The 24,153-nt window shown below is 66.8% G+C and carries 21 protein-coding genes; 10 read left to right on the top strand and 11 right to left on the bottom strand.

Features of this window, described 5'->3' with window-relative positions:
- Positions 1-48 precede the first annotated feature (48 nt).
- Both ABEA07_RS04740 and ABEA07_RS04735 read right to left on the bottom strand, forming a co-directional pair.
- Positions 49-1,830 (bottom strand): DEAD/DEAH box helicase, encoded by a 1,782-nt coding sequence (locus ABEA07_RS04740; protein ID WP_345536211.1) that lies wholly within the window; start codon positions 1,828-1,830, stop codon positions 49-51.
- A 225-nt stretch (positions 1,831-2,055) separates the two neighbouring features.
- Positions 2,056-3,267 (bottom strand): tetratricopeptide repeat protein, encoded by a 1,212-nt coding sequence (locus ABEA07_RS04735; RefSeq protein WP_345536210.1) that lies wholly within the window; start codon positions 3,265-3,267, stop codon positions 2,056-2,058.
- A gap of 189 nt (positions 3,268-3,456) precedes the next feature.
- On the opposite strand from ABEA07_RS04735, the gene ettA reads away from it, so the two are divergent.
- Positions 3,457-5,118, top strand: a complete 1,662-nt coding sequence (gene ettA, locus ABEA07_RS04730; protein WP_345536208.1) for an energy-dependent translational throttle protein EttA — start codon at positions 3,457-3,459, stop codon at positions 5,116-5,118.
- Positions 5,119-5,354: 236 nt separating this feature from the next.
- Here ettA and ABEA07_RS04725 read toward each other — a convergent pair whose 3' ends face one another.
- Entirely contained in the window at positions 5,355-6,698 is a 1,344-nt protein-coding gene (locus ABEA07_RS04725) for a TAXI family TRAP transporter solute-binding subunit (RefSeq protein WP_345536207.1), read from the bottom strand.
- Between the two features lie 109 nt (positions 6,699-6,807).
- Between ABEA07_RS04725 and ABEA07_RS04720 the strand changes: the two genes are divergently transcribed.
- On the top strand, positions 6,808-7,569 hold the full coding sequence (locus ABEA07_RS04720) for a LuxR C-terminal-related transcriptional regulator (RefSeq protein WP_345536206.1): 762 nt from the start codon (positions 6,808-6,810) through the stop codon (positions 7,567-7,569).
- Positions 7,570-7,689: 120 nt separating this feature from the next.
- Here the strand turns inward: ABEA07_RS04720 and ABEA07_RS04715 are convergent, their stop codons facing one another.
- Both ABEA07_RS04715 and ABEA07_RS04710 read right to left on the bottom strand, forming a co-directional pair.
- Positions 7,690-8,331 carry a hypothetical protein gene (locus ABEA07_RS04715; RefSeq protein ID WP_345536204.1) on the bottom strand — a complete coding sequence of 214 codons (642 nt, stop codon included), beginning with the start codon at positions 8,329-8,331 and terminating at the stop codon, positions 7,690-7,692.
- Between the two features lie 177 nt (positions 8,332-8,508).
- On the bottom strand, positions 8,509-8,892 hold the full coding sequence (locus tag ABEA07_RS04710) for a hypothetical protein (protein ID WP_345536202.1): 384 nt from the start codon (positions 8,890-8,892) through the stop codon (positions 8,509-8,511).
- A 786-nt stretch (positions 8,893-9,678) separates the two neighbouring features.
- Between ABEA07_RS04710 and ABEA07_RS04705 the strand changes: the two genes are divergently transcribed.
- The 4 genes from ABEA07_RS04705 to ABEA07_RS04690 all read left to right on the top strand — a co-directional run bounded on the left by ABEA07_RS04705 (position 9,679) and on the right by ABEA07_RS04690 (position 14,179).
- Positions 9,679-10,944 (top strand): HlyD family secretion protein, encoded by a 1,266-nt coding sequence (locus ABEA07_RS04705; protein WP_345536201.1) that lies wholly within the window; start codon positions 9,679-9,681, stop codon positions 10,942-10,944.
- A 6-nt stretch (positions 10,945-10,950) separates the two neighbouring features.
- Positions 10,951-11,898 carry a cysteine peptidase family C39 domain-containing protein gene (locus ABEA07_RS04700; protein ID WP_345536199.1) on the top strand — a complete coding sequence of 316 codons (948 nt, stop codon included), beginning with the start codon at positions 10,951-10,953 and terminating at the stop codon, positions 11,896-11,898.
- Between the two features lie 112 nt (positions 11,899-12,010).
- A complete protein-coding gene (locus tag ABEA07_RS04695) occupies positions 12,011-12,751 on the top strand; it encodes an ATP-binding cassette domain-containing protein (RefSeq protein WP_345536198.1) in 741 nt (246 codons plus the stop codon).
- Positions 12,752-13,390: 639 nt separating this feature from the next.
- Positions 13,391-14,179 carry an alpha/beta hydrolase gene (locus ABEA07_RS04690; RefSeq protein WP_345536196.1) on the top strand — a complete coding sequence of 263 codons (789 nt, stop codon included), beginning with the start codon at positions 13,391-13,393 and terminating at the stop codon, positions 14,177-14,179.
- Here ABEA07_RS04690 and ABEA07_RS04685 read toward each other — a convergent pair.
- On the bottom strand, positions 14,152-15,171 hold the full coding sequence (locus ABEA07_RS04685) for a P1 family peptidase (RefSeq protein WP_345536195.1): 1,020 nt from the start codon (positions 15,169-15,171) through the stop codon (positions 14,152-14,154). The two genes, ABEA07_RS04690 and ABEA07_RS04685, sit on opposite strands and share 28 nt — an antisense overlap.
- 34 nt (positions 15,172-15,205) lie before the next feature.
- Positions 15,206-15,862: a cation efflux transmembrane domain-containing protein gene (locus ABEA07_RS04680; RefSeq protein ID WP_345536194.1), complete on the bottom strand. Its 657-nt coding sequence runs from the start codon at positions 15,860-15,862 to the stop codon at positions 15,206-15,208.
- 55 nt (positions 15,863-15,917) lie between these two features.
- On the opposite strand from ABEA07_RS04680, the gene ABEA07_RS04675 reads away from it, so the two are divergent.
- On the top strand, positions 15,918-16,391 hold the full coding sequence (locus tag ABEA07_RS04675) for a Cd(II)/Pb(II)-responsive transcriptional regulator (RefSeq protein WP_345536192.1): 474 nt from the start codon (positions 15,918-15,920) through the stop codon (positions 16,389-16,391).
- 4 nt (positions 16,392-16,395) lie between these two features.
- On the opposite strand, the gene ABEA07_RS04670 is transcribed toward ABEA07_RS04675, so the two are convergent.
- From ABEA07_RS04670 to ABEA07_RS04660, 3 genes are all read right to left on the bottom strand, one after another.
- Positions 16,396-17,406: a glycerophosphodiester phosphodiesterase gene (locus ABEA07_RS04670; RefSeq protein ID WP_345536191.1), complete on the bottom strand. Its 1,011-nt coding sequence runs from the start codon at positions 17,404-17,406 to the stop codon at positions 16,396-16,398.
- Entirely contained in the window at positions 17,403-17,981 is a 579-nt protein-coding gene (locus tag ABEA07_RS04665) for a DUF1439 domain-containing protein (protein WP_345536190.1), read from the bottom strand. The genes ABEA07_RS04670 and ABEA07_RS04665 overlap by 4 nt, the downstream gene beginning before the upstream one ends.
- 76 nt (positions 17,982-18,057) lie before the next feature.
- Positions 18,058-18,498, bottom strand: a complete 441-nt coding sequence (locus ABEA07_RS04660; protein ID WP_345536188.1) for an OsmC family protein — start codon at positions 18,496-18,498, stop codon at positions 18,058-18,060.
- A gap of 185 nt (positions 18,499-18,683) precedes the next feature.
- On the opposite strand from ABEA07_RS04660, the gene ABEA07_RS04655 reads away from it, so the two are divergent.
- Positions 18,684-20,381, top strand: a complete 1,698-nt coding sequence (locus ABEA07_RS04655; RefSeq protein WP_345536187.1) for a long-chain fatty acid--CoA ligase — start codon at positions 18,684-18,686, stop codon at positions 20,379-20,381.
- A gap of 21 nt (positions 20,382-20,402) precedes the next feature.
- On the opposite strand, the gene ABEA07_RS04650 is transcribed toward ABEA07_RS04655, so the two are convergent.
- Complete coding sequence (locus ABEA07_RS04650; RefSeq protein ID WP_345536185.1) at positions 20,403-21,749, bottom strand: NAD(P)/FAD-dependent oxidoreductase; 1,347 nt, start codon at positions 21,747-21,749, stop codon at positions 20,403-20,405.
- A 148-nt stretch (positions 21,750-21,897) separates the two neighbouring features.
- Between ABEA07_RS04650 and egtB the strand changes: the two genes are divergently transcribed.
- The gene (egtB, locus tag ABEA07_RS04645; RefSeq protein WP_345536184.1) at positions 21,898-23,151 is read left to right on the top strand and encodes an ergothioneine biosynthesis protein EgtB; all 1,254 of its coding nucleotides are present in this window, start codon (positions 21,898-21,900) and stop codon (positions 23,149-23,151) included.
- Positions 23,151-24,137 (top strand): L-histidine N(alpha)-methyltransferase, encoded by a 987-nt coding sequence (egtD, locus tag ABEA07_RS04640; RefSeq protein WP_345536183.1) that lies wholly within the window; start codon positions 23,151-23,153, stop codon positions 24,135-24,137. The genes egtB and egtD overlap by 1 nt, the downstream gene beginning before the upstream one ends.
- Positions 24,138-24,153 lie beyond the last annotated feature (16 nt).

The raw sequence follows: 24,153 nt of genomic DNA, 5'->3' as shown, positions 1-24,153 counted from the left end.
AGCGAAAAGGGCGCCGAAGCGCCCTGGTCTGCCATCAGGCTCGTCCGCTCAGCGGCCGAAGGAACGGCCGCCGCCGCCGTAGCCGCCACCGCCACCGCCACCGCCGTAGCCGCCGCCGGAACGACCGCCACCCGAGCGGCCACCGCCGCCGTAGCCACCGCCGGAGCGGTTGCCGCCGCCGCGGCGCCCGCGTCCGCTCATGCTGTCGACGCTGGTGCGCAGCGGATCGGGCTGGCCTGCGCCGCCCGCAATCGCTTCGGCGCGCTGGTGGGCCAGGGCGTCGGCCTGCGTGGGGCTGTGGCTGTTGCCGTGATGGCGCGGCTGGCGCTCCTCATGGGGCAGGTGGTTGTGTGGGCCGTGCGCGTGGTGCGGGGCATGGTGCGCGTTGCGCGCCTGGCCCTGGCCTTGGCCCTGGCGTCCGCCGCCCTGGCCGCGCGGGCTCTGGGCGTTGCCGCCGCCGTTGCGGCCCGCCTGGGCCGGCTGGGCGCCGCCGTTGCCGCGGCGCTGGCCACCGTTGCCATTGCCGCCGCGCTCGCCCTGCGCCGCCTTGTTGTCGCGGATGCGCTGCATCATTTCCTGGCGCGCGGCCTTGGCCGCGGCCTGCATCACCTCGCGGCTGGGCGGTCGGCCGGCGCCGCCCCACAGGGTCTGGCGGCCCATCGCGATGGGCTCGGCGCGCTCGCCTTCTTCGGGGCCGAAGCCGTCGATCACCTTCACGGGGATCTGCTGCTTGGTGAAGCGCTCGATCTCCTGCATGAAGCCTTCTTCGTCCAGGCAGACCAGGCTCACCGCCTCGCCGCTGGCGCCCGCACGGCCGGTGCGGCCGATGCGGTGCACGTAGTCTTCGCTGATGTTGGGGATCTCGTAGTTCACCACGTGCGGCAGCTCGTCGATGTCGATGCCGCGGGCCGCGATGTCGGTCGCCACCAGCGCGCGGATCTCGCCGCTCTTGAAGCCGGCCAGGGCCTGGGTGCGCGCGCTCTGGCTCTTGTTGCCATGCAGCGCCATGGCTTCGATGCCGTTCTTGGTGAGGAACTCGGCCACGTTGTTGGCGCCGAACTTGGTGCGGGTAAAGACCAGCACCTGGCTCCAGTTGTGCTCGTTGATGATGTGGGCGAGCAGCGCCTTCTTCTTGCCGCGGCCCACCGGGTGGATCACCTGCGTGATGCGTTGCACGGTGGTGTTGCGCGGCGTGACCTGGATGCTCTGCGGGTTCTTGAGCAGCGTGGCAGCCAGATCGCGGATGTCGTCGCTGAAGGTGGCGGAGAACAGCAGGCTCTGCTTCTGCGCGGGGACCAGCGCGAGAATTTTCTTCACGTCGTGGATGAAGCCCATGTCCAGCATGCGGTCGGCTTCGTCGAGCACGAGGATCTGCACGGTCGACAGGTCGAGCATGCCCTGTTGCTGCAGGTCGAGCAGGCGGCCGGGCGTGGCCACCAGGATGTCGACGCCGCGCTTGAGGCGGTCGATCTGCGGGTTCATGCCCACGCCGCCGAAGATCACGGTGGAGCTCAGCTGCAGGTACTTGCCGTAGGTGCGGACCGACTCTTCGACCTGCGCGGCGAGTTCGCGCGTGGGGGTGAGGACCAGGGCGCGCACACCGGTGCCGCCGAACTTGTTGGTCGCGCTGCGGCTCATCGTGAGCTTGTGCAGCAGGGGGAGCGTGAAGGCGGCCGTCTTGCCGGTGCCGGTCTGGGCACCGCCCAGCAGGTCATGGCCTTCGAGCACCACGGGAATGGCCTGGGCCTGGATCGCGGTGGGAGTTTCGTAGCCCTGCTCGTGCACGGCTTTCAAGATGGCCGGGGCCAGCTTCAGTTCGTCAAAGTTCATTGATGTCAAACAAGCGCCTTTGCACGGCGCGGTGGTATCGGCCCGTCCCACGCGATTCGTTCTCGACGCGGGGCCAGCAGGGGCAGATGAGGATCAGGGGTGGAGCGCGAGGGCCTTTGGGCGGGCCTTCTTCGTCCCCGGCAGGGAGCCGGTGTTGCGGGCGACTGGACCCGGCAACGCTGCGTATTGTCGCATGAGTCGCAAGAGACCGTCCGAGCGCGGCTTTCAGCGGCGCTGCAGGTAGACGTACAGGCCCGGGATGGAACTGCGCTGGTCCTCGCGGATCGGTGCGCGCACGAGGCGCAGCCAGTCGAAGCCGCGGCGTTCCGCCAGGGCGCGCAGATAGCGCTCCGAATGCGCGTAGCGCAGGCTCGGCAGCAGCTCGAAATCGGGGCGTTCGCTGGAGGCGCATTCGGCGGAAAAGCAGAACAGCCCGCCCGGCTCCATCACGGCCTCCAAGGCGGCGAACACGGGGTCCAGGTCGCCCACGTAGATGAAGACGTCGGCCGACACGACCAGGTCGTGGCGTGCGTCGGTCTGCCGCAGGTGCGCCACGATGTCCGCGTGCGCGAGTTCGTCGTAGAGGTGGAGCGCGCGCGCCTTTTCCAGCATCAGGCTGGACAGGTCGACGCCGGCCAGGCGTCGAGTCATCGGCTTCAGCAAAGGCGCGCACAGGCCCGTTCCGCAGCCCATGTCCAGGGCGGATTTGTAAGGGCCCCGGTTCAGGCCGGCCAGATGGCCGACCAGCGTGCTGTGCGCGCGATAGCCGAGGACGTCGACCAGGTGGGCGTCGAAGTCGTCCGCATAGTCGTCGAACAGCGTCTCGACGTACTGCGCCGGTGCGGTGGGCGGCAGGGGCTGCGGGGACACCGAGGCCAGGTAGTAGCGATGCAGTTCGGCATCGGCGCCGTGCGCCAGTGCCTGGCGGAAGGCCTCGGCCGCTTCTTCGTGCCGATGCATCTCCCTCAGGATGCCGCCGCGGTTGCTCCACGCCTGCGCCAGCTTCGGGTCGGCGGCCAGCGCGCGGTCGTAGGAGGCGAGGGCCCGCTCGGGCTGGTCCAGCGCCTGCAGGGTCTGGCCGTGGCGGCACCATGGCTCGGCAGCGGGCAGGGTGCCGATCTTCAGGACCTCCTCGTAGCCGGCCAACGCCGCCTGGTGGTGGCCGAGCTGGCTCAGCGCGGTCGCCTTGTGGAACCAGGCATCGGCATGACCGGGCTCGATCGCCAGCACCTGCTCGGCCGCCGCCAGGGCATCCTGCGGGCGCCCAAGCTTCACCTGGGTGGCGGCCAGGTTGATCAGGGTCGAGACCCTTCCCGGCAGGAGAGCGAGCGAGGACTGGAAAAGCTGTTCGGCTGCGGCGTAGCGCTGTGCCTGGAAGGCCTGGAGGCCGTCGAGGAAGAGCTGCCTGGCTTTTTCGAAGGCATCCTGGGGGGGCATCGACCGAGAATAGCAGCGCCCGGGCGGGGGGCGTTCAAGGAATGGGGGGCCTGCGTTAGACTTGGCGGCAAACCCCCGGTCGGAGAACGCGCTGCAGCAGCAAGCGCTTGCCACGCACGGCAGATTCGCCAGCGATCCTTGTGCACGATCGTTGCCGGGTTTCCCAACCACTCCCGAACAGAGATTGAGATGGCCCAGTACGTCTACACCATGAACAAGGTCAGCAAGACCGTGCCGCCCAAGCGGCAGATCTTGAAGGACATTTCGCTTTCATTCTTCCCTGGCGCCAAGATCGGCGTGCTGGGCCTGAACGGTTCGGGCAAGTCCTCGCTGCTCAAGATCATGGCCGGCATCGACAAGGAGATCGAGGGCGAGGCGATCCCCATGCCCGGTCTGTCGATCGGCTACCTGGAGCAGGAGCCCAAGCTGAATCCCGAGCACACGGTGCGCCAGGAAGTCGACGAGGCCATGAAGGAGGTCAATGCCGCCAAGACCCGGCTGGAAGAGATCTACGCCGCCTATGCCGAGCCGGATGCCGACTTCGACGCGCTCGCGGCCGAACAGGGCGAATTGGAGGCCGTGATCGCCGCCGCCGGCACCGATTCCGAGCACCAGCTCGAGATCGCCGCCGACGCGCTGCGCCTGCCGCCCTGGGACGCCAACATCGGCCTGCTCTCCGGCGGCGAGAAGCGCCGCGTGGCGCTGTGCAAGCTGCTGCTGTCCAAGCCCGACATGCTGCTGCTGGACGAGCCGACGAACCACCTGGATGCCGAATCGGTGGAATGGCTCGAAGTCTTCCTGCAGCGCTTCCCGGGCACCGTGGTGGCCATCACCCACGACCGCTACTTCCTCGACAACGCCGCCGAGTGGATTCTCGAACTCGACCGCGGCCGCGGCATCCCCTGGAAGGGCAACTACAGCACCTGGCTGGAGCAGAAGGAAGCCCGCCTCGAAGCCGAGCAGAAGGGCGAGGAAGCCCATGCCAAGGCCATGAAGAAGGAACTGGAGTGGGTGCGCCAGAACGCCAAGGGCCGCCAGGCCAAGAGCAAGGCGCGCATCGCCCGCTTCGAGGAGCTGTCCGACTACGAATACCAGCGCCGCAACGAGACGCAGGAGATCTTCATCCCCGTCGCCGACCGCCTGGGCAGCCAGGTGATCGAGTTCAAGAACGTCACCAAGAGCTTCGGCGACCGGGTGCTGATCGACAACCTCAGCTTCAACATCCCGGCCGGCGCCATCGTGGGCATCATCGGCCCGAACGGCGCCGGCAAGTCGACGCTGTTCAAGCTGATCGCCGGCAAGGAGCAGCCGGACAGCGGCGAAGTGGTGATCGGCCAGACCGTGAAGATGGCCTTCGTCGACCAGAGCCGCGACGCGCTCTCCGACCAGAAGACGGTGTGGGAAGACATCTCCGGCGGGCTGGACATCCTCAACGTCGGCAAGTTCCAGATGGCCAGCCGCGCCTACGCCGGCCGCTTCAACTTCAACGGCAGCGACCAGCAGAAGAAGGTGGGTTCGCTTTCCGGCGGCGAGCGTGGCCGCCTGCACCTGGCCAAGACCTTGATCGCCGGCGGCAACGTGCTGCTGCTGGACGAACCCTCGAACGACCTGGACGTGGAAACCCTGCGCGCACTGGAAGACGCGCTGCTCGAGTTCGCCGGCTCGGTGCTGGTGATCAGCCACGACCGCTGGTTCCTCGACCGCATCGCCACCCACATCCTGGCGGCCGAAGGCGACAGCCAGTGGGTCTTCTTCGACGGCAACTACCAGGAATACGAGGCCGACAAGAAGAAGCGACTGGGCGAAGAGGGCGCCAAGCCGCACCGCATGCGCTTCAAGGCGCTCAAGTAAAGGCGTCGTCCCATCGCCGCGTTCGGCGTGAGCGACACCGCTGGACCCGCACCGGCACCACCACCGGTTCCTTCGCCAGCACCTGCTTTCGCATCACCCGCAAGCCCGGCACCCCGCCCGGGCCGATGCAGGTCGAAGTGGTCGGACTGGCCAGCGGCCTCGATGCGCCTCGGGGCCTGGCTCATCACCGATGGCAAAGACGCGGCTTTGCGTGCCGCATAGCGTGAAAACACGCTCTAGGCCGTCGGAGTCGGCGCCCGTGCCAGCACGCGCCTGCGCACCGCGTAGATGTTGTTGCGCAGCGCGTAGAGCTCCTCCGCATAGGACAGCGGCACGGCCACCTTGTTGACCCGCCGGTCCAGGTCGTCGAGCTCCGCGATGAGCGCGTCGCGCTCGCCCTGGCCGGCGTCCAGCTTGTGCTCGACCTCGCGCAGGCGGGCATACCAGCGGAACACGCGCCTGCGCACGCGGAACTGGTACAGCGGCGGCACCACGCGCGACAGCGGCAACATCAGCACCAGCAGGCCGCCCAGCACCAGCCACATGCGTTCCACCAGGTTGCTGGCCCAGAAGGGCAGGTAGCGTTGCCAGAAGGGCGGGGTCCCATTGATGGCGCGGTCGCCCTCGGGGCTGACCGGCAACTCGCTGGTGCGCGTGTTCGGGAAATCGCGGGCGCGGTTGAACCAGCCGGCGCTGCTGTGCAGCGTCTGCGCGCTCTGCGCGAACAGCTGGCGCAGGGCGGGATGTGTTTTCTCGCGCGCGAGCAGGGAGGTGGTGGCCGCCAGCAGCGTCTTGTCGGCGGGCGGCAAGTCCGTCGCGAGATCGACCACGCCGCGCGGCAGCGTCACCGGTTGCAGGAAGGCGAAGCGGCGCGAGTAGGCGTCGGCCTGGTCGAAGTCCATGAGCCGGATGTCGGGCGCGCGCAGCAACCGCTGCACCAGCGGCGACTGCGGCGCCGAGGCGAGCACGATCACGTCCAGCAGCCCGGCCTGAAGCGCCTCGGTGGCGGGGGTCTGCTCGAGGTTGGACAGCTGCAGCTGTCGCGTATCCATGTGATTGGCCTCGAACATCCGCTCCATGACTTCCGGCACGCCGCTGCCCGGCTTGTCGACGTTGACGCGCAGCGTCTTGAACTGCGCGATGGAAGCGAGGCGACCGGTCCTGCGGTCGACCGCGCGCCCCGCATCGGCGCGGTAGAAGACCCACAGCGGCTCGTAGAACAGGCTCCCCAGGGAGGTCAGCCCCGCTTCCTCGTCGGCCACCGGATTGGCGCTGCCGCCGCGCACGAAGCCCACGTCGGCCGCGCCTTCGCGCAGCAACCGCAGGTTGTCTTGCGAACCATCGGTGGCCTTGAGTTCGACCTCGATGCCGTTGGCCTTGAGCGCCGCGGCGTAGCGCATGCCGAACTCCGCATAGGCGCTGCCTGCCGGTCCGGTGGCGAGCGTCACGCGCCGGGGCGGCTGCGGATCCAGCCACCAGTAGGCGGCAATCAAAAGGCCGATGACGAGGAAGACGATGGGGCCCGCGGAGGCGATCAGGTCGCGGATGGACAGGAGGATGAGACGGAGGGTGCGGGGCATGCGGTGGGTGGGTAGGCTCGGGCGCGCCGGGGCGCGCGGCAGCGCATTGTGATTGGCTTTGCCTCACGGCTCGGTTACAAAGCGCGTGCGAATTTCAGGGAAGCGAAGAATGAAGAATGAAAGCGCCGGGGACCTCCTGGCCTCCACCGCGCGCGGCGTGGTCGATGAAGAAGCACTGAAGGCGTGGGTCCAGGGGCCGGTCCGGGCCGTCCTGCCTCACGGAGCGATGTTGTGCGGGCAATCGGTTCCCCACTCCGGCGGCTATGCCGCCATCCAGGCTTGGAGCTTTGGCGTGCCGGCAGCTTACCGGGCCAAGATTGCCTGCGCGGGTGGGAATGCGCGCAGCCCGGTCCTGACGCGCCTCATGCGCACGGGTGGGCCGGTGTTCTTCGATGAGGACGATGAGCGACCAGACTTTGACGCGAATTGGCGAGGCAACTTCAGGCTCGCCGGCTGGCGCAACGTACTGGGACTCGCGTATTGCTCTGGTGAAGGCGATCAACTGGTTTTTACATCGGCGGCTTTCTACAACGTGAGTTCCGCAATGGAGGCGCAGGGCCGTACGCTTCAGCAGATGGTGATGCCGCATCTCCACAGCGCGTTGAGCCGCGTCCATCAATTGCGCTCTGAAGAATCAACTTCGGCGGCGACACGCTTGCTGACGCTCGCGCCCGGCGAGCGCGCGGTTGTCGACCTATTGCTCCGAGGCAAGACGAACAAAGAGATCGGCAAGCAACTCGGAAGAAGCTCTGAAACCGTCAAGCAACGGCTCTCGTTGCTGATGCGGAGATTCGACGTTCGGAACAGGACCGAGTTGGTACGCGTGATATCACGAAGCGGGGATGGCGGTCATGGAGGTCGGCAGCCTTGAGCGAGAATTTTGATCGAATCGCAAAGTGTGAAAGTTACCCTGAATTCTTGACCCCGCGGCCAAGGCAGTCAGCGGCATGCGGATTTCAAGCTTGGTCCGGAGACGCACCGGCTGCGGTAATTAGCGCTTCGTCAATACACCCATTTCGTAAGGATCTGCATTTGCCAGCCTTGTGCATTTCGAGGTGTCGGCGCCCTGGGTGCCATCGCAGTATAGCGTTTTGAAGTGAGTGAATCCTAGAAATGAGTAAGCGACAAATACGACACCTGATGCCTCGGTCCAGGACTTGCGGATCAACTCGAGCACCTCCGGTTTCATTTTTCCCCCGGTCAGTTCATAAATTTTGCTCATCAACGGCCTCTTGTCCGTGTATTCCTGCGGCACGCCGTCGACCAAAATTCTCGATGAATGGAGCGATATTGCCGTGACACCTGTGGCGCTGCCGATCGATCTTTGCTTGCCCGCCAAGAATGCCAATGCGCATGCGGAAAAGCATTTTCCCTTGACAACAGTATTTATATCGTTACGTTTGATCACCTCGATGTAGTGAAGTGCGCCGGCATAAGTTCCGCCGAGCGAATCTTCAAAAACCATCTCTCGTACGCCAGTTAAATCGAGCTGTGCAAGGTCGCCGGCTTGAATATTTCCTTGGACAAATATCGACTCCCTGTTTCGGGTTAGTTCTCCTGCAAGAGAAGGCAGAGCTTGGCCGCAAAGCGAGGCCGCAGCAACTATACCAATGAATGAATTGAGAAATGGCATCTGAAATTAATCAGAAATTTGGGAAACTTTGAATCTGGCAAACAGGTCAGCGCAGAGATTCAAGATGCTCGCGCGCCGCGTCATGGCATTGAATGTAACTTCAGAGAAAAGTGAGTTTGCCATTTACCTGACCATGGTCGCTCACTCTGCGTTTGTTAAGTACACGGGTCCGCAAATTTAGGGGCCGCCGGGCGAAGGATCGCCCATGGGGTTCACGGGAATTGTCGGGTAGTTCATCGAGGGGATCGAGGCATTTCCGATTAAGGAAAAAAAGCCAAGTAGTGCCGCCAAAGGATCGGTGAACGCAAACTCGATTTGTGTCATCAACTGTTGTGCCTGTTGATCGCCGATGCCATCATTTTGGCTCGACGTCACCGTCACCTCAGCAAGTGTGCCAGCGGCATCGCTTCCGTCACTAGCGCTCGCTCCGCAATCTCCAGCCGAACATGAACCCCCTCCGCCATCGCCCCCGCTTACGTAATTGAGCTCCTCTGCTGTCAACTCCCGCATCGTTTGGTGAGATGTGGAGCTATCCCATCTTCCTTGAAGAATTTCTAGCATTCAACGCTTTCCAGAGTCATATTGATCCGCAAAGATCAATGGCCCCCGAAGTTCGTGTCGGGGTTTCACGGCCGAGTAGCTTAATTTCTCCAGGCGAACTTCGATAGTGCCCGATCGGGTAAATTGACAAATTGAGATGCGTAGGTTAGTGATGTTGGTGTTGCCAGGGCTGTTTGCCTGGTCGCTAGCAGATGACCGGCATCTTGTCAATACACCCGTTCGGGTGGATTGGAAGTCGAGTTCATTTGATGGAAGATCGCGATCTAAATATGCGGCCCTGAGTCTTCCAGAGGGCTTAAGGAGGGTAAGTTGACTTCTGCTTGTCGAAACTGCAGTGGCGTTGAGCACTACATTGCTCAAGTAAGCGCTGGAGGCGGGTTGTATCCTGGTTTGCTGCCCCTTGGTTGGAGCTCTTGGTTGAATAACCCAAGATATCGCCTTCGCATCTGTGGGGCCTGCGGTTTGACCGAGTGGTTTGTGCCAGAAGAAGCTCTTGCAGCAGTAAAGGAAAAGTACGATTCGGAGCTTGAATAAAATGACAAGAGTAAAGCGGAATCGCGTGGACATTTTTCATGATGCCGCCGCTCGGCAAGTGATGCGATGAGCAAAAAGTGTTCAAAGCTTCGGCGATGGGTCAGGGCTCCTTTCTGGCTTCTAAGGAGGTTTTTGCCGTATATGCCGGTCACTGTTGCTGTCATCTTCGTTATCTACCGATCGATTCACAAATTCGCGTGATCTCGGCCTGCTGCGTTCAGAGATGACAATGAAAAAGCCAAGGGAGCTCCAATGTCGGATCAGAAAGCGATTTTTCGCGAAGAGGTTTTTATAGCGCGCCAAGATGCCTGGCTCGGCGAAGTCGTTCTGAGCAAACCGCTCTCCTTCGCCGTGCTTTCAATGGGCTTCGCCGTGCTCGCGACGGCCCTGCTTCTTTACCTGGTTTTCGGGCAATACACCCGAAAGATTCGCGCAAGCGGCTATCTCGTCCCCGATGCCGGCATCATCAAGTTGGCCGCGCCGCAGGCCGGCGTCGTGATCAAGCTGGCGGCGGCAGAGGGGCAGCACGTGGACCAAGGTGAGACGCTTGCGGTCTTGAGTTCGGAACGCTTCACCCGGACCGGCGACGCTTCAGCCGAGATCGACAAACATCTGCAGCAGCGGGTCGCCTCATGGAGGCAGGAGCGCCACACGCTCGATGAGGTCCACGAACAGCAGCGCAAGGCGCTTGGCGACCGACGGGCCAAGTTCGAGGCTGAGCTGGCGCAGGTGCGAGTGGCCTTGTCGCTCCAGCAAGACCGCATTCGGCTGACCGACCAGATGCTGGCCAGGCAGCGCGAACTGCATGGGGCCGGGTTTGTCTCCGACATGGCCTTGCAGCAGAAGGAACAGGAGCGCATGGCCGAGCTGGCAGGCCTCGAATCGATTCGCCGCAGCGAGACGAGCTTGTTGCGCGACATCGGCACGGCCGATGCGGAACTCGCGACCCTGCCTGTGAAGCAGTTCAACGAACTGGCAGCGATCGATCGCCAGATCTCCTCGGTCGAGCAGGACCGCATTGAGAACGAGTCCCGGCGTGAGTTGTTGCTGAAGGCGCCGCAGGCAGGATTGGTGACCGCGATCCTCACGGACCCGGGCAAGCTGGCGGTGCCGGGCCAGCCTCTGCTCACCCTGATTCCCGACGGGTCCGAACTGCAGGCCGACGTGTACCTGCCTTCCAAAGCGGCCGGCTTCGTGCGCACGGGAACTCGCGCCCTCCTGCAGTTCCAGGCCTTTCCCTATCAGAAGTTCGGTAGTCATGACGCGCGCGTCATCAAGCTGTCGCGGGTGGCCGTGAGCGGAAGCGAATTGCCTTACCCGCCACCGCCCGCCGCGCTGGGCGAGCTGTTCTATGTCGCGACCTTGGCCCTCGAAAAGAACACGGTCCTGGCCTATGGCAAAGAGGAGCCGCTTCGCCCAGGCATGGGCGTCGATGCCAACCTGATTCTCGATAAGCGCACCTTGCTCGAATGGGTGTTCGAGCCGTTGTTCTCCATCTCGGGCCGCTGGACTCACTGACCCGTCATGCTGGAGCGTCTGCGGTTCGGCTTCGGTCGCAAGCTGCGCCTCGTGCTGCAGACAGAGGCCGCGGAGTGCGGCCTGGCTGCTCTGGCCATGGTGGCGGGCTACCACGGCTACGACACCGACCTGCCGAGCCTGCGGGCTCGGCACGCGGTGTCTCTCAAGGGCGCGACGCTGGCGCAACTGATGAAATTCGCAGAGGCTCTGGGTTTCCAGACCCGGCCCTTGCGTCTTGGCCTGAAGGACCTGGACAAGCTGGCGACACCCTGCATCCTGCACTGGGACCTCCGGCATTTCGTCGTGCTTCAGCGGGTGCGCCGCGGGTTCATCGACATCCTGGACCCCGCGCATGGCTCGCGCACACTGAAGCACGACGAGGCGGGGCGGTCATTCACGGGCGTCGCGCTGGAGATGGCCCCGGGCCTCTCCTTCAAGCCGCGGAAGGAACGGCAGCGCCTGCAGATCGGTGCGCTTCTCTCGAAGGTGCGGGGCCTGCGTCGCTCGTTGGTCCAGGTGTTCGCGCTCGCCGCGGCGCTGGAAGTGTTTGGCCTGGTGCTGCCCTTCTTCTCGCAATGGGTCATCGACGACGTCCTGGTCTCCGGCGATGCGGACCTGCTCGTCGTCCTGATCTCGGGCCTGGTGCTGGCGGGCACCTTCCAGGTCGTGGCCGGCTGGACGCGCGCAAGAGTGCTCCTGCACCTGACGACCACACTGAGTCTCCAATGGACGGCTGGCGCTTTCTCGCATCTCCTGCGCCTGCCGATGGCCTGGTACGAGAAGCGGCACCTGGGCGACATCGTCTCGCGCTTCGGCAGCATCGGCGCGCTGCAGCAAGCGCTGACGAGCGGCATGGTGGGCGCCGTCGTCGACGGCATCATGGCCACGGTCACCTTGATCGTCATCTCGGCGCGCGGCTCGTGCTCGACAGGCAACTGTCGGTCTGCATGCTGATTGCCTTCCTGGGCTACAGGACGCAGTTCGTCGGTCGGGCGTCTGCCCTGGTCGATCAGTGCCTCTCGTTCAAGATGCTCGGCTTGCAGACCGAGCGCTTCGCCGACACGTGTTGGCCGAGCCGGAACCGGTGAGTGAGACGGCCCTTCATGGCTCGCAGGCAGGCGTTGCCGCTTCCATCGAACTGCACAACGTCAGCTTTCGGTACGCGCCGGATGAGCCGTGGATCGTGAAGGACCTGAGCCTGAAGATCGAAGCCGGCGAATCGGTGGCGATTGCAGGTCCTTCGGGGTGCGGCAAGACGACCCTGCTGAAGCTCATGCTGGGGCAACTGGTGCCGCAGGAGGGCAGCGTCAGCATGGGTGGCGTGCCGCTGCGGCAGCTCGGCCTGCGGCACTATCGCGAGCAGATCGGCGTGGTCATGCAGGACGACAGGCTGTTCGCCGGCTCGATCGCCGAGAACATCGGCCTGTTCGATGCCCAGCTCGACCATGACCGGATCGAGGAAGCCGCGCGACGCGCGTTCCTGCATGAGGAGATTTGTCGCATGCCCATGGGCTACGACACGCTCGTCGGCGACATGGGGGCCGCACTTTCGGGCGGGCAGCGGCAACGGGTCGTGCTGGCGCGGGCGCTCTACAGGCGCCCCCGGATTCTCTTCCTGGACGAAGCCACGAGCCATCTGGATACGGCCACGGAGAACGCGATCAACCGGGCCGTGCTGCAGCTGGACATGACACGCATCGTGATCGCGCACCGACAGCAGACTCTAGAGGCCATGGAGAGGGTGATCGACCTGTTCCGCTGCAGTCATCGATGGCCAACCTTGGCAGAGAAAGCGAGAGCGGCTTGACACACGGAAACACTGAGACGCGGTCACCTTTTTGTCGCACGGATCGTTCTGGCGGTTGCTGAGATTGGCGCGTTGCCGGTGGTCGAACGATATCCGCCTGCACACGCCTGCACACTTCTTCCCCCAATGGGGCTCGTTGAACTTGAAGTCGATAGGAGTTGAAAGTGATCTTGACCCATGCGGCAAGCGAATCCTTGCGGGGTACCGGTCCCTTCCGCGCACTGACCGCGGATGAACTGCACCTCGTCTCGGGAGGCGATGATGGCGCAGGGTGTGGACCCGGTGATTGCGGCGATAGCGCTTCCGACGGTGACAGTTGCGGCGGTGCCAGCGCATGCGACGATGGCCAAGGGATGCTTGGTGACAACGGAAATCATCCTTCTTGCGCAGTAGCACCGAGTGATGAAGCTTGCAACCCCATTGCGATACCTGCCGTAGATATCCCAAGCTACCCCAGCTTGTTTGCAATGTTTCTGCGTTGGCGTTGAGTCATCTGGTCATGCAAACCGACGGGGCGCGCACGTGAATGAGGTGCGGCGAACGATTCTCCTGTCCGCTGCATCGGCGGCTGCTTTGGGATGCGCAGCACAGCCTCCGACAGGGCATACCGAATTCATCGAGGAGGTGATTCGTTTCCCCATGAAGGACGGCGATGCCGAGTATCAGTTGGAGATGACGCTGATGCGCCCGGCCAACTCCGGTGCCTCGCTGCCGGTGCTGGTCATGAATCATGGCGTGCCAGCCGACAAGTCGCAGCCTGCCACCCACCTGCGCGCAAGACCCGTTTCGCAGGCTCGAGTCTTTCTGTCAGCGGGTTTCGTTGTCGCAATCCCGATGCGGCGCGGTTACGGCCAGTCCGAGGGCAGCATGCCAGCCTTTTCTTGTGATATCCATGCTGTGGCATGGGAAGAGGCCAAGGACATCGAGGCCGCGGTGCGTTACCTGCAGTCGCTGGCCTACGTGAACGCCGATGCGATCACGCTGCTAGGTGTTTCCGCCGGGGCGCTGGCATCATTTGCGGCAGCAGGACGGATGGGGCCGACGGTGTCGCGCGTGATCAATTTCTCCGGCGGCAGGCGTCTGCGAGGGTTGGCGGCACGGGATTGCTATCCACAGGCGCTGTTGTCCGCCTTTTCGACTTTCGGCGCTGAAGTGTCCGCGCCCACGCTGTGGCTCTATGCGCCGAACGACAGTGTGTTTCCTGCACCGCTGGTCGCTGAGTGCCTGAGGGTCTTCAGGGCCGCGGGAGGCAAGGCCGAATTTGCAGAGATCCCCGTCTATCGAGGCGATCCGCACGACGTCTTTTCCAATCCGGGCACGATGCCGATCTGGAGCGCCAGGGTGCGGGAGTTCATGGGCGATCGATCGATCAAGGCCCAGAAGGTTGGTCGACCCGGCGCTCAACCGAGCTCGCTCGAGCTCGGATAGATAGCGCTGCCCACCCGCACCGTCCGCGCCGCCTGCACCGCCCGCAGCGTGGCGCGCGCCACGGCCTCGGCCGCCATCGTGCCCAGCACCGTCATGCCCGGCGCATCGCCTTCCAGCGGCACCCGGCCGGTGGCCAGCGCGAACAGGGTGTCGCCATCGCTCATCGTGTGAACAGGGTTGATCGCGCGCGCCAGGCCATCGTGCGCCACGGCCGCAAGCCGGTTGGCCTGCACCTTGGTGAGCCGGGCGTCGGTCGCGACCACGCCCAGCGTCGTGTTGGTGCCCGCCAGCAGCGGCTGAGGCAGCTCGCCGCGCAGCAGGGCGCGGCGGGTGTCGAGCAAGGCGCGGCCGTCCGCGGTGCGTGCGCCGGCCACGACCCGGCCGGTGTCGGGGTCGAGCACGTCGCCCAGCGCATTGCAGGCGATCAGCGCGCCGACCGTCACGCCCTTCACCGTCACCGAGGCGGTGCCGATGCCGCCCTTCATCGCGCGGTGCACGCCGAAGAGCTTGCCGACCAGGGCGCCGCTGCCGGCGCCCACGTTGCCCTCGGCGGGCGCGGCCGTCGATGCCGCTTCGCAGGCCGCGTAGCCGGCGGCCGCGTCGGGGCGGATGCGGGCATCGCCCATCGGCAGATCGAAGAGCACGGCCGCGGGCACGATCGGCAGGGTGCCGAAGCGGACGTCGAGGCCGACGCCGCGTTCCTCCAGCCAGCGCATCGCGCCCTCGGCCGCCGCCAGGCCCCATGCGCTGCCGCCGGCCAGCATGATCGCGTGGACCTGCTGCACGAAGTTGCCGGGTGCGAGCAGGTCGGTCTCGCGTGTGCCCGGCGCGGCGCCTCGCACATCGACACCGGCCACCGCGCCTTCGCGCGCGAGGATGACGGTGCAGCCGGTCGGACGGCGGGAATCGCTGAAGTGGCCGACCTCGATGCCGGCGACGTCGGTGATGGCGCCGGCGGACGGCGCGGAAGAAGAAGAGCTTTGCTGGGACATCGCCGGCGATTATGGAACCGCCGTTCGCAGCGCTTCAGGCGCGGTGCGCATGACCGTCGGCCGCGCGGCCCAGCTCGCCGCGCGCCAACCTGAGCACCGACCATCCGCCGCTGACAGCGAGCGCCGCCATCACCGCGGCCACCGCCAGATCAGGCCAGGCCGTGCCGGTTCCGAAGACGCCCAGGGCCGCGAGCATCACCGCGACGTTGCCGATGGCGTCGTTGCGCGAGCACAGCCAAACGCTGCGCATGTTGGCGTCGCCCTCGCGGAAGGCATAGAGCATTACCGCAACCCCGACGTTGACGCCGAGAGCCAGTGCGCCGATCAGGCCCATGGTCAGCGCCTCGGGCGGCACGCCCTGCGCGGCCGACCACAAGGTCTTGCCCGCCACGAAAACGCCGAAGCCCAGCATGCTCAGGCCCTTGAGCAGGGCCGCCCGGGCCCGCCATGCCAGGCCCATCGACAGCACGGCCAGCGTGACCCCGTAGTTGGCCGCATCGCCGAAGAAATCGATCGCGTCCGCCAGCAGCGACACCGATCCCGAGCGGAAGCCGGCCCCGATCTCGACCGCGAACATGGCCGCATTGAGCGCCAGCGCCACCCACAGCACGCGACGGTAGCGCGGCGTGTCGCTCGCGGACAGATGTTCATGGGTAGGGCCGTGGTCGTGATCGCAGCAGTTCGCAGACATGTTCTCTCCAGTGATGGCACCATTGGAAAGCTTGAAGTCACTGGAAGGTCAAACGATGACGGTCGCAAATCCGCCCGCTGAACAGGGTTATCGCATCGGCGAGGCAGCCACCCTCAGCGGGCTTTCCGCCACCAACATCCGCTACTACGAGAAGGAGGGCCTGATCGCACCGCAGGCCCGCGGGGACAACAGCTACCGGCTCTATACCGATGCCGACGTGCACCAGCTGCGCTTCATCCGCCTGTGCCGCGCGATGGACATGTCGCTGGACGAGGTGCGCGAACTGCTCGCCCTGGACCTGCGCAGCAAGGCCGACTGCGCCGCGGCCAACGTGGCGCTCGATGCCCACCTGGGCCACGTGCGCGAGCGGCTGCGCGAGCTTCGCGCGCTCGAAAAGGACCTGATCGCGTTGCGCAGCTGCTGCGACGGCAGCGACGCGCACTGCCACATCATCGAGGCCCTGCACGCGCGGGCCGATCGCCAGCCACTGACCGACGCACCGCGAACGCCGGCCGCCCGGCACGTGTGAAAACTCAGCGACCGGCCGGCAGCGGCATCCCGCGCTCGCGCAGGACGTCGCGCAGCACGGCGGGGTCGTCGGTGATGATCCCATCCACCTTCCAGTCCAGCAGCCGGACCATGTCGGCGCGCTCGTTCACGGTCCAGGGCAGCACCTTCAGGCCCAATGCCCGGGCCTCCTGCACCTGGACGGCCGTCAGGTCGTTGAAGGCTGGCGACCAGATCACCGGCCGTTCGCTCCGGCCGGCCGCGGCGCGCACCAGCCGGGGCGTGGAGCCGAAATCCGCCCGGCGCAGCCCGCCGGTCCAGCGCGGGTCCTGGAGCGTGCGGCCGCTGGTGAGGTACGCACGCTGCAGCTGCGGCGCCCACTGTCCCACCAGCGCCAGGGTGCGCCAGTCGAAACTCTGCACCGTCACCCGCGGACCGACGCCGGCCTTGTCGATTTCGGCCAGCAGCGCGCGCACCATGATCTCGGGCGGGGCGGTCTCCTCAGGACGTCCGGGGTCCAGCTTGGTCTCGATGTTGAAGCGGACCTGCGTCGCGCCGCGCTCGCGCACCCGCTCGAAGAGCGCGGCGAGCGTGGGGATGCGCTCACCGTCGCGCGGGACTTGCTTGGCGAATTGGCGGCCGTAGTTCGTGGAAGGGTCGATGCGACCGACGTCGTAGCGCTGCACCTGCGCGAGGCTGAGCGTGCGGATCGCCGGCCCACTGGCCGTCAGGAAGGCGCCGCTCGCGTCGCGCGTGTGGTCGGGGTTGAGCACCGTGTCGTGCGAGATCACCACCACGCCGTCGGCCGTGAGGCCGATGTCGAGTTCGAGCGTGGTGACGCCCATGTCCATCGCATTGTCGAAGGCGGCCAGCGTGTTCTCGGGTGCGAGGGCACGGCCGCCTCGATGGGCCTGCAGATCGAAGGTGGCGTCGGCGGCGGGTGCGAGCGCGGAACAGGCGCCGAGCAGCAGCGTTGCGGCGAGGCCGACCAGGCCGACCAGGCCGGCGAAGCGGGCGGATGCAGGCGTGCGTGTCATTTCAGTTCCACCTTGATGCTGTCCTGTTGCACGGTGATGTCACCGAGCTCGTAGGTCTTGCGGCCGACCGTCAGCTCTTCGGCCGTGAAGGTGCGCAGCGGCTGATCGCGCAGCAGCTCCTGGGCGACCAGCGCACCGATGCGCTGCAGCCGCTCGGCATCGCGCCCGGTCACGCCCTGCAGCTCCAGCCGTTCGGCCCGGGGCTGGTCCAGGCGCAGCGCACGGGCCGGCGCGTCGTACTTGAGCGCGCTGCTGATCGAGACCACGCCTTCGACCGTCCCGGGCTGCAGCAGCGGGCTCGCAATGCTGAGCACGGCCGTGATGGCGGCGCGGTTGGCCGCGGCATCCAGGCCCAGCTGCGGGTCGCGCAGGGCCACGGTGAACAGCTCCGCATAGCGCTGCTGCAGCGGAAAGCGCCTGGCGATCTGCGCCTGCAGTTCCTCGCGGGTGGCGGTGTACTCGCTGGTGAAAAAATTGAAGCCCGCCAGCGCTGCGAGCGGCGCGGACGCGGCGGCGCCCAGCAGGGCGCGCAACAGGAAGCGGCGGGGCGGTGGCACGATGAAGCGGTGTCGCATACCGCTGCGAGCTTGCCACAGCCCGCGGGCGCGGCCGCCGGGCGGGCCGGGCGGCCGCGCAGAGCGAAGGCCGGATTCAGGTTTTCAGCGTCGCCTTCAGCGTGATTTCAGGCACGCTGGCCAGCGCCTTCGACAGCGGGCAGCCAGCCTTGGCACCGGCCGCCAGTTCCTGGAATTTCGCCTCGTCGATGCCGGGGACCGAGGCCTCGAGTTCCAGCTGGATGCGGTCGATCTTGAAGCCGGGGCCATCCTGCGCCAGCCGCACCGCGGCCCGGGTGTCGATGCTCGTGGCGGTGAACCCCGCGCCTTCGAGCGCGAAGGCGAAGGCCATCGTCAGGCAGCCGGCATGCGCGGCGCCGAGGATCTCCTCGGGGTTGGTGCCGGTCACGTCGTTCTCGAAGCGGCTCTTGAAGCCGTAAGGGTAGTTCTTGAGTGCACCGGTTTCGGTGCTGATCTGGCCCTTGCCGGTCTTGCCGGCGCCTTCCCAGTGAACACTCGCGCGCTTGTCTGCTGCCATGAAAGCTCCTCGATGAGGGGATTGATGAAAGGGATCGCCGTTGTACGGCAGAACCGGCCGCCTGTCTGTCGGCCGGCCGCCGAACGGCGCCATCGCCGGCGAGTCGCCCATGCGACGCCGTCGGGGCTTCCCCGATGCGGTCCGGAGGGGCCGCGGCGTAGGCTTGGCCGCTCAACGGAGACTCCATGGACCGCCCGCATTTCAAGTTCTGGCCGCAGCGCCTGCCCCGCTCGCTCACCGTCCCCGCCACCTCGCTGTGGCACAACCTCGCCACCTCGGCCGCCCGTTTCCCCGACAAGGCCGCCCTGGTCTTCTTCGGCCGCGAGACCTCGTACCGCGAACTCGCCGCCCAGGCCGAGCGGCTGGCGGGCACCCTGCATGCGCTGGGCGTGAAGCGCGGCGACCGCGTGCTGCTCGACATGCAGAACTGCCCGCAACTGGTGATCGCCCATTTCGCGATCCTGCGCGCCAACGCGGTGGTGGTGCCGGTCAATCCGATGAACCGGGCCGAGGAGCTCAAGCACTACATCACCGATCCGGACGCGAAGGTGGCCATCACGACGGCCGACCTGGCGCCCGAGCTGGCCAAGGCCAGCGATGCACTGCCGCCCGGCGAGCGCCTGGCGCACCTGGTCGTGACCCAGTTCACCGATGCCTTCGACGCCGAGGTGCAGGGCGACGAGGCGCCGCCGCCGGCCTGGCGCGATTGGCTGCTCACGCGCCACCCCTTGCCGGCGCTGGCCGGCGGTGAGGTCATGGCCTGGACCGACGCCATGGCCGCGGGCCATGCCCCGCCCGAGCACGTCGTGGGCGCGAACGACATGGCGCTGCTGCCCTACACCAGCGGCACCACCGGCCTGCCCAAGGGCTGCATCCACCACCATGCCAGCCTGATGCACAACGCCTTTGCCAGCGCGCTCTGGGGCCTGGCCTCGTGCGAGACGGTGGTGCTGGCGGTGGTGCCGATGTTCCACATCACCGGCGTGGTGAGCATGCTGCACACCACCATCTTCAGCGGCGGCACGCTGGTCGTCATGCCGCGCTGGGACCGCGAGGTCGCGGGGCGCCTGATCTCGCGCCGCAAGGTGACGAGCTGGACCAACATCCCGACCATGGTGATCGACCTGATGGGCAGCCCCAACTTCGCGAGCTTCGACCTTGGAAGCCTGAGCCACATCGGCGGCGGCGGCGCCGCGATGCCGCAGGCCGTGGCGCAGCGCCTCTTCGAACAGTTCGGCCTGCGCTACCAGGAGGGCTACGGCCTCACAGAGACCGCTGCGCCTTCCCATGCCAATCCCTTCGACAACCCGAAGCAGCAGTGCCTGGGCATCCCGTTCATGAGCACCGATGCGCGCGTGGTCGATCCCGACACGCTGCAGGAGATGCCGGTGGGCGAGTCCGGCGAGATCATCATCCACGGGCCCGAGGTGTTCCAGGGCTACTGGAAGCGTCCGGACGCCACCGAGGCGGCCTTCGTCGAGTTCGAAGGCAGGCGATTCTTCCGCTCGGGTGACATGGGGCGCATGGACGAGGACGGCTACTTCTTCATCACCGACCGCCTCAAGCGCATGATCAACGCCAGCGGCTTCAAGGTCTGGCCGGCCGAGGTCGAGCTGCTGATGTTCCGCCACCCGGCGATCCAGGAGGCCTGCGTGATCTCGACCCGCGACGCCTACCGCGGCGAATCGGTCAAGGCGGTGGTGGTGCTGCGCGCCACCCACAGGAACACCACCGCGCAGGACATCATCGATTGGTGCCGCGAGAACATGGCGGTCTACAAGATCCCGCGCGCGGTCGAGTTCGTCGACACGCTGCCCAAGAGCGGCAGCGGCAAGGTGATGTGGCGGTTGCTGCAGGAAGCCGAGGACGCCGGCACTGCCTGAGCAGGCGGGCGCGGTGGCCGATCAGGCCTCGCCCCTGCCGCGCACTTCCGCCACCACGCGCGCATGCCGCTGGAAGCTCCAGTAGGCGCTGGCCCAGTCCATCAGCACCACCAGGCGGTTGCGGAAGCCGATCAGGAAGTAGATGTGCGCGAAGAGCCAGAACAACCAGGCCAGCTTCCCCGAGAAACGCAGCGGCCCCAGCGGCGTGCCGAGGTCGACCACCGCGGAGTTGCGGCCGATGGTGGCGAGGTTGCCGTAGTCGCGGTAGCGGAAGGGCACGGTCTCCTTGCCGGCGATGCGGCGCAGCACGTTGGCGGCCGCGGCGCGACCGGCCTGCTTGGCGCCGGGCGACACCCCGGGGACCGGCTGGGGCTCCTTGCCGGGCCGGTAGCTCATGGCGGCGGCGAGGTCGCCCACCACGCTGATCTCCGGGTGGCCCGGCAGGCTGAGATCGGGCAGCACCTTCACACGGCCGGCACGGTCGCATTCGGCGCCGTTGGCGTCGGCCAGCAGCCGGCCCAGCGGCGAGGCCGCCACGCCGGCGGCCCAGATCACGCAGTGGCAGTCGATGCGGTGCGTGCCGATGCCGGCCCCGCCGTCGCTGAAAGGGGACTGGACCTGCAGGCCGGTGGGCGTGACCTCGGTGACGCGGGCGTTCAAGCGCACCTGCACCCCCAGCTTCTGCAGCTGCTCGAGGGCGCGCTGGCTCAGGCTCTCGGGCATGGCCTGCAGCACCCGCGGGCCGCCCTCGATGAGCAGCACCTCCGCGCTGGCCGGATCGATGCGGCGGAACTCGCCGCTGAGCGTGTGGCGCGCGATCTCGGCCAGCGTGCCGGCCATCTCCACGCCGGTCGGCCCGGCGCCGATGACCGCGAAGGTGAGCAGGGCGCGCTGGCGTGCCGGGTCGGGCTCGATCTCGGCCGCCTCGAAGCTCATGAGCACCCGGCGGCGGATCTCGAAGGCATCGGCCAGGGTCTTGAGGCCCGGCGCGATGCGCGCCCACTCGTCGCGGCCGAAATAGCTGTGGGTGGCGCCGGCCGCGACGATGAGGTGGTCCCAGCCCAGGCGGGTCCCGTCTTCCAGGTGCACCTCCCGCGCCACCGGGTCGATGGTGGTCACCTCGCCCAGCAGGGTCGTGATGTTGGACTGGCGGCGGAACAGCAGGCGCACTGGCGCCGAGATCGACGGCGCCGCCAGGCCGGCGGTCGCGACCTGGTAGAGCAGGGGCTGGAACAGATGATGGTTGGTCTTGTCGACGATGGTGACGTCGACCGCCTCGCCCTGGAATCTGCGCGCCGCCTCCAGCCCCCCGAAGCCGCAACCGACGATGACGACACGGGGGCGGCGGGCGGCGGTGGGCGTGCTCATGCGGCGGATGATACGCAGCCCCGGTGCATGTTCGGGCCTGCTGTGCCACAGTCCAACGTTCGGCCGTGCCGGCGTCCGGGACCTTGTCCTACGGCGCCGGGCGGCTCGCATGGGCTAAAAAACGTCCGATCCCAACAATGGAGACCCCATGAAGCTCACCCGGCCGGCCAAGCCAGCGTCGGACGACCTGCGCGATCGCTTTCAGGCGGTGCGCGCGCACAGCCTGGCGCTGGCGGCACCCCTGTCGGCCGAGGACCAGTGCATCCAGTCGATGCCCGATGCCAGCCCGACCAAGTGGCATCTGGCACACACCACCTGGTTCTTCGAGACGCTGCTGCTGCAGCCGCATGCGAAGGGCTACCGCGTCTTCGACCCGCGCTTCGCCTACCTCTTCAACTCCTACTACGAGGCGCTGGGCCCGCGCCATCCGCGGCCGCAGCGCGGGCTGCTGACCCGGCCCGCGCTCGACGAGGTGCATGCCTACCGGCGGCACGTGGACGAGGCGGCCGTCGCGCTGCTCGATCGCGGTGGCGACGATGCGGACGGGTCCGCCATCGCATCGGTGGTCGAGCTGGGGCTCAACCACGAACAGCAGCATCAGGAATTGCTGCTCACCGACATCCTGCATGCGCTGTCGTGCAATCCGATGCTGCCGGCCTATCGCGCGGCGCCCAGTCCCGCTTTGCGGCTGGCCACGGTCATGCCCGCGCTGCAATGGCTGGAGCGGCTCGGCGGCCCGGCCGAGGTCGGGCATGCCGGCGACGGCTTCGCCTTCGATAACGAGACACCGCGCCATGCGGTGTTGCTGGCGCCTTATGCCATCGCCGACCGGCTGGTGAGCTGCGGCGAGTACGCGCAGTTCATCGCCGACGGCGGCTACCGGCGCCCGGAACTCTGGCTGTCCGACGGCTGGGCTGCGGTGCAGGCGCAGGGCTGGCGCCATCCGGCCTACTGGCTGGCGGCGGACGATCCGCGGCTGGCCCACCAGCCGCACCCGGGCGGCGGCTGGCAGGTCTTCGGCCTGCATGGCGTGCGGCCCCTCGATCCCGAGGCGCCGGTGGCCCAGCTGAGCTTCTACGAAGCCGCCGCCTATGCGGAATGGGCCGGCGCGCGCCTGCCCACCGAATTCGAATGGGAAGCTGCGCACGAACTGCCCGGCATCTCGCAGATGAGCGGCCACGTGTGGCAGTGGACGCGCTCCTCCTACGACCCCTATCCGGGCTTCCGCCCGCTGGCCGGCGTGGCGGCCGAGTACAACGGCAAGTTCATGGTGGGCCAGCTGGTGCTGCGCGGCGGCAGCGTCGCGACACCGGAGGGCCACGCACGGCCCAGCTACCGCAACTTCTTTCCGCCCGCCGCCCGCTGGCAGTTCTCGGGCCTGCGGCTCGCAAAGGATCTTTGATGGCCATTCCTGCAGTCAGCCTCCATGCATTTCGCACCGCTCAGCGGGCCGCGCCCCTGTCCGATTTCGGCCGCGAGCTGTTCATGGGCCTGAGCCGTGGGACGCGCAGCGTCTCGCCGAAGTTCTTCTACGACGCGGCCGGTTCGCAGCTGTTCGACCGCATCTGCGAACTGCCGGAGTACTACCCGACGCGCACCGAGATGCGCATCCTCACCGAGCACGCGGCGGAGATCGCCGAGCAGATCGGTCCGCATGCCGAGGTCATCGAATTCGGCGCCGGCTCGCTGACCAAGGTGCGCCTGTTGCTCGATGCGTTGCGCTCGCCGCGGCGCTATGTGCCGATCGACATCTCGGGCGAGCATCTGGGGGCGGCGGCGCAGCGCCTGCGCGCGGACTACCCGCAACTGGCCGTGCAGCCGGTGGTGGCCGACTACACCATGCCGCTGGTGCTGCCGGCGCGCGGCGAAGGCCTGGGGCAGCGCGTGGGCTTCTTTCCCGGTTCCACGCTGGGCAACTTCAGCCCTGACGAAGCCTTGGCCTTCCTGCAGCTCGCCCAGCGACTGCTGCGCGGCGGCGGCCTCCTGGTGGGCGTGGACCTGGTCAAGGACCCTGCGCTGCTGCATGCCGCCTACAACGATTCGCAGGGGGTGACGGCCGCCTTCAACCTCAACCTGCTGCGGCGCGCCAACCGCGAGCTCGGCACCGACTTCGACCTCGACAACTTCTCCCATGCGGCCTTCTACAACGCGCCGCTGCGCCGCATCGAGATGCACCTGGTGAGCCGCCGTGCGCAGGGCGTGACCCTGGACGGCCAGCGCTTCGACTTCGAGGAAGGCGAGACCATCCACACCGAGAACTCGCACAAGTTCACCGTCGACGGCCTGCGTGCGCTGGCGGTGAAGGCAGGGCTGCGCCCGGCCGCGGTGTGGACCGACCCGCAGCGCCTGTTCAGCGTGCACTGGCTGCAGTCGCCCGCGGCACAATAGGCTCCCCCCCGCGTGC

The sequence above is a fragment of the Variovorax defluvii genome (assembly GCF_039541515.1).
GTDB lineage: Bacteria > Pseudomonadota > Gammaproteobacteria > Burkholderiales > Burkholderiaceae_C > Variovorax > Variovorax defluvii.
Note: the sequence above shows the minus strand (reverse complement) of the source record. Positions and strands in the feature narration are given on the sequence as shown.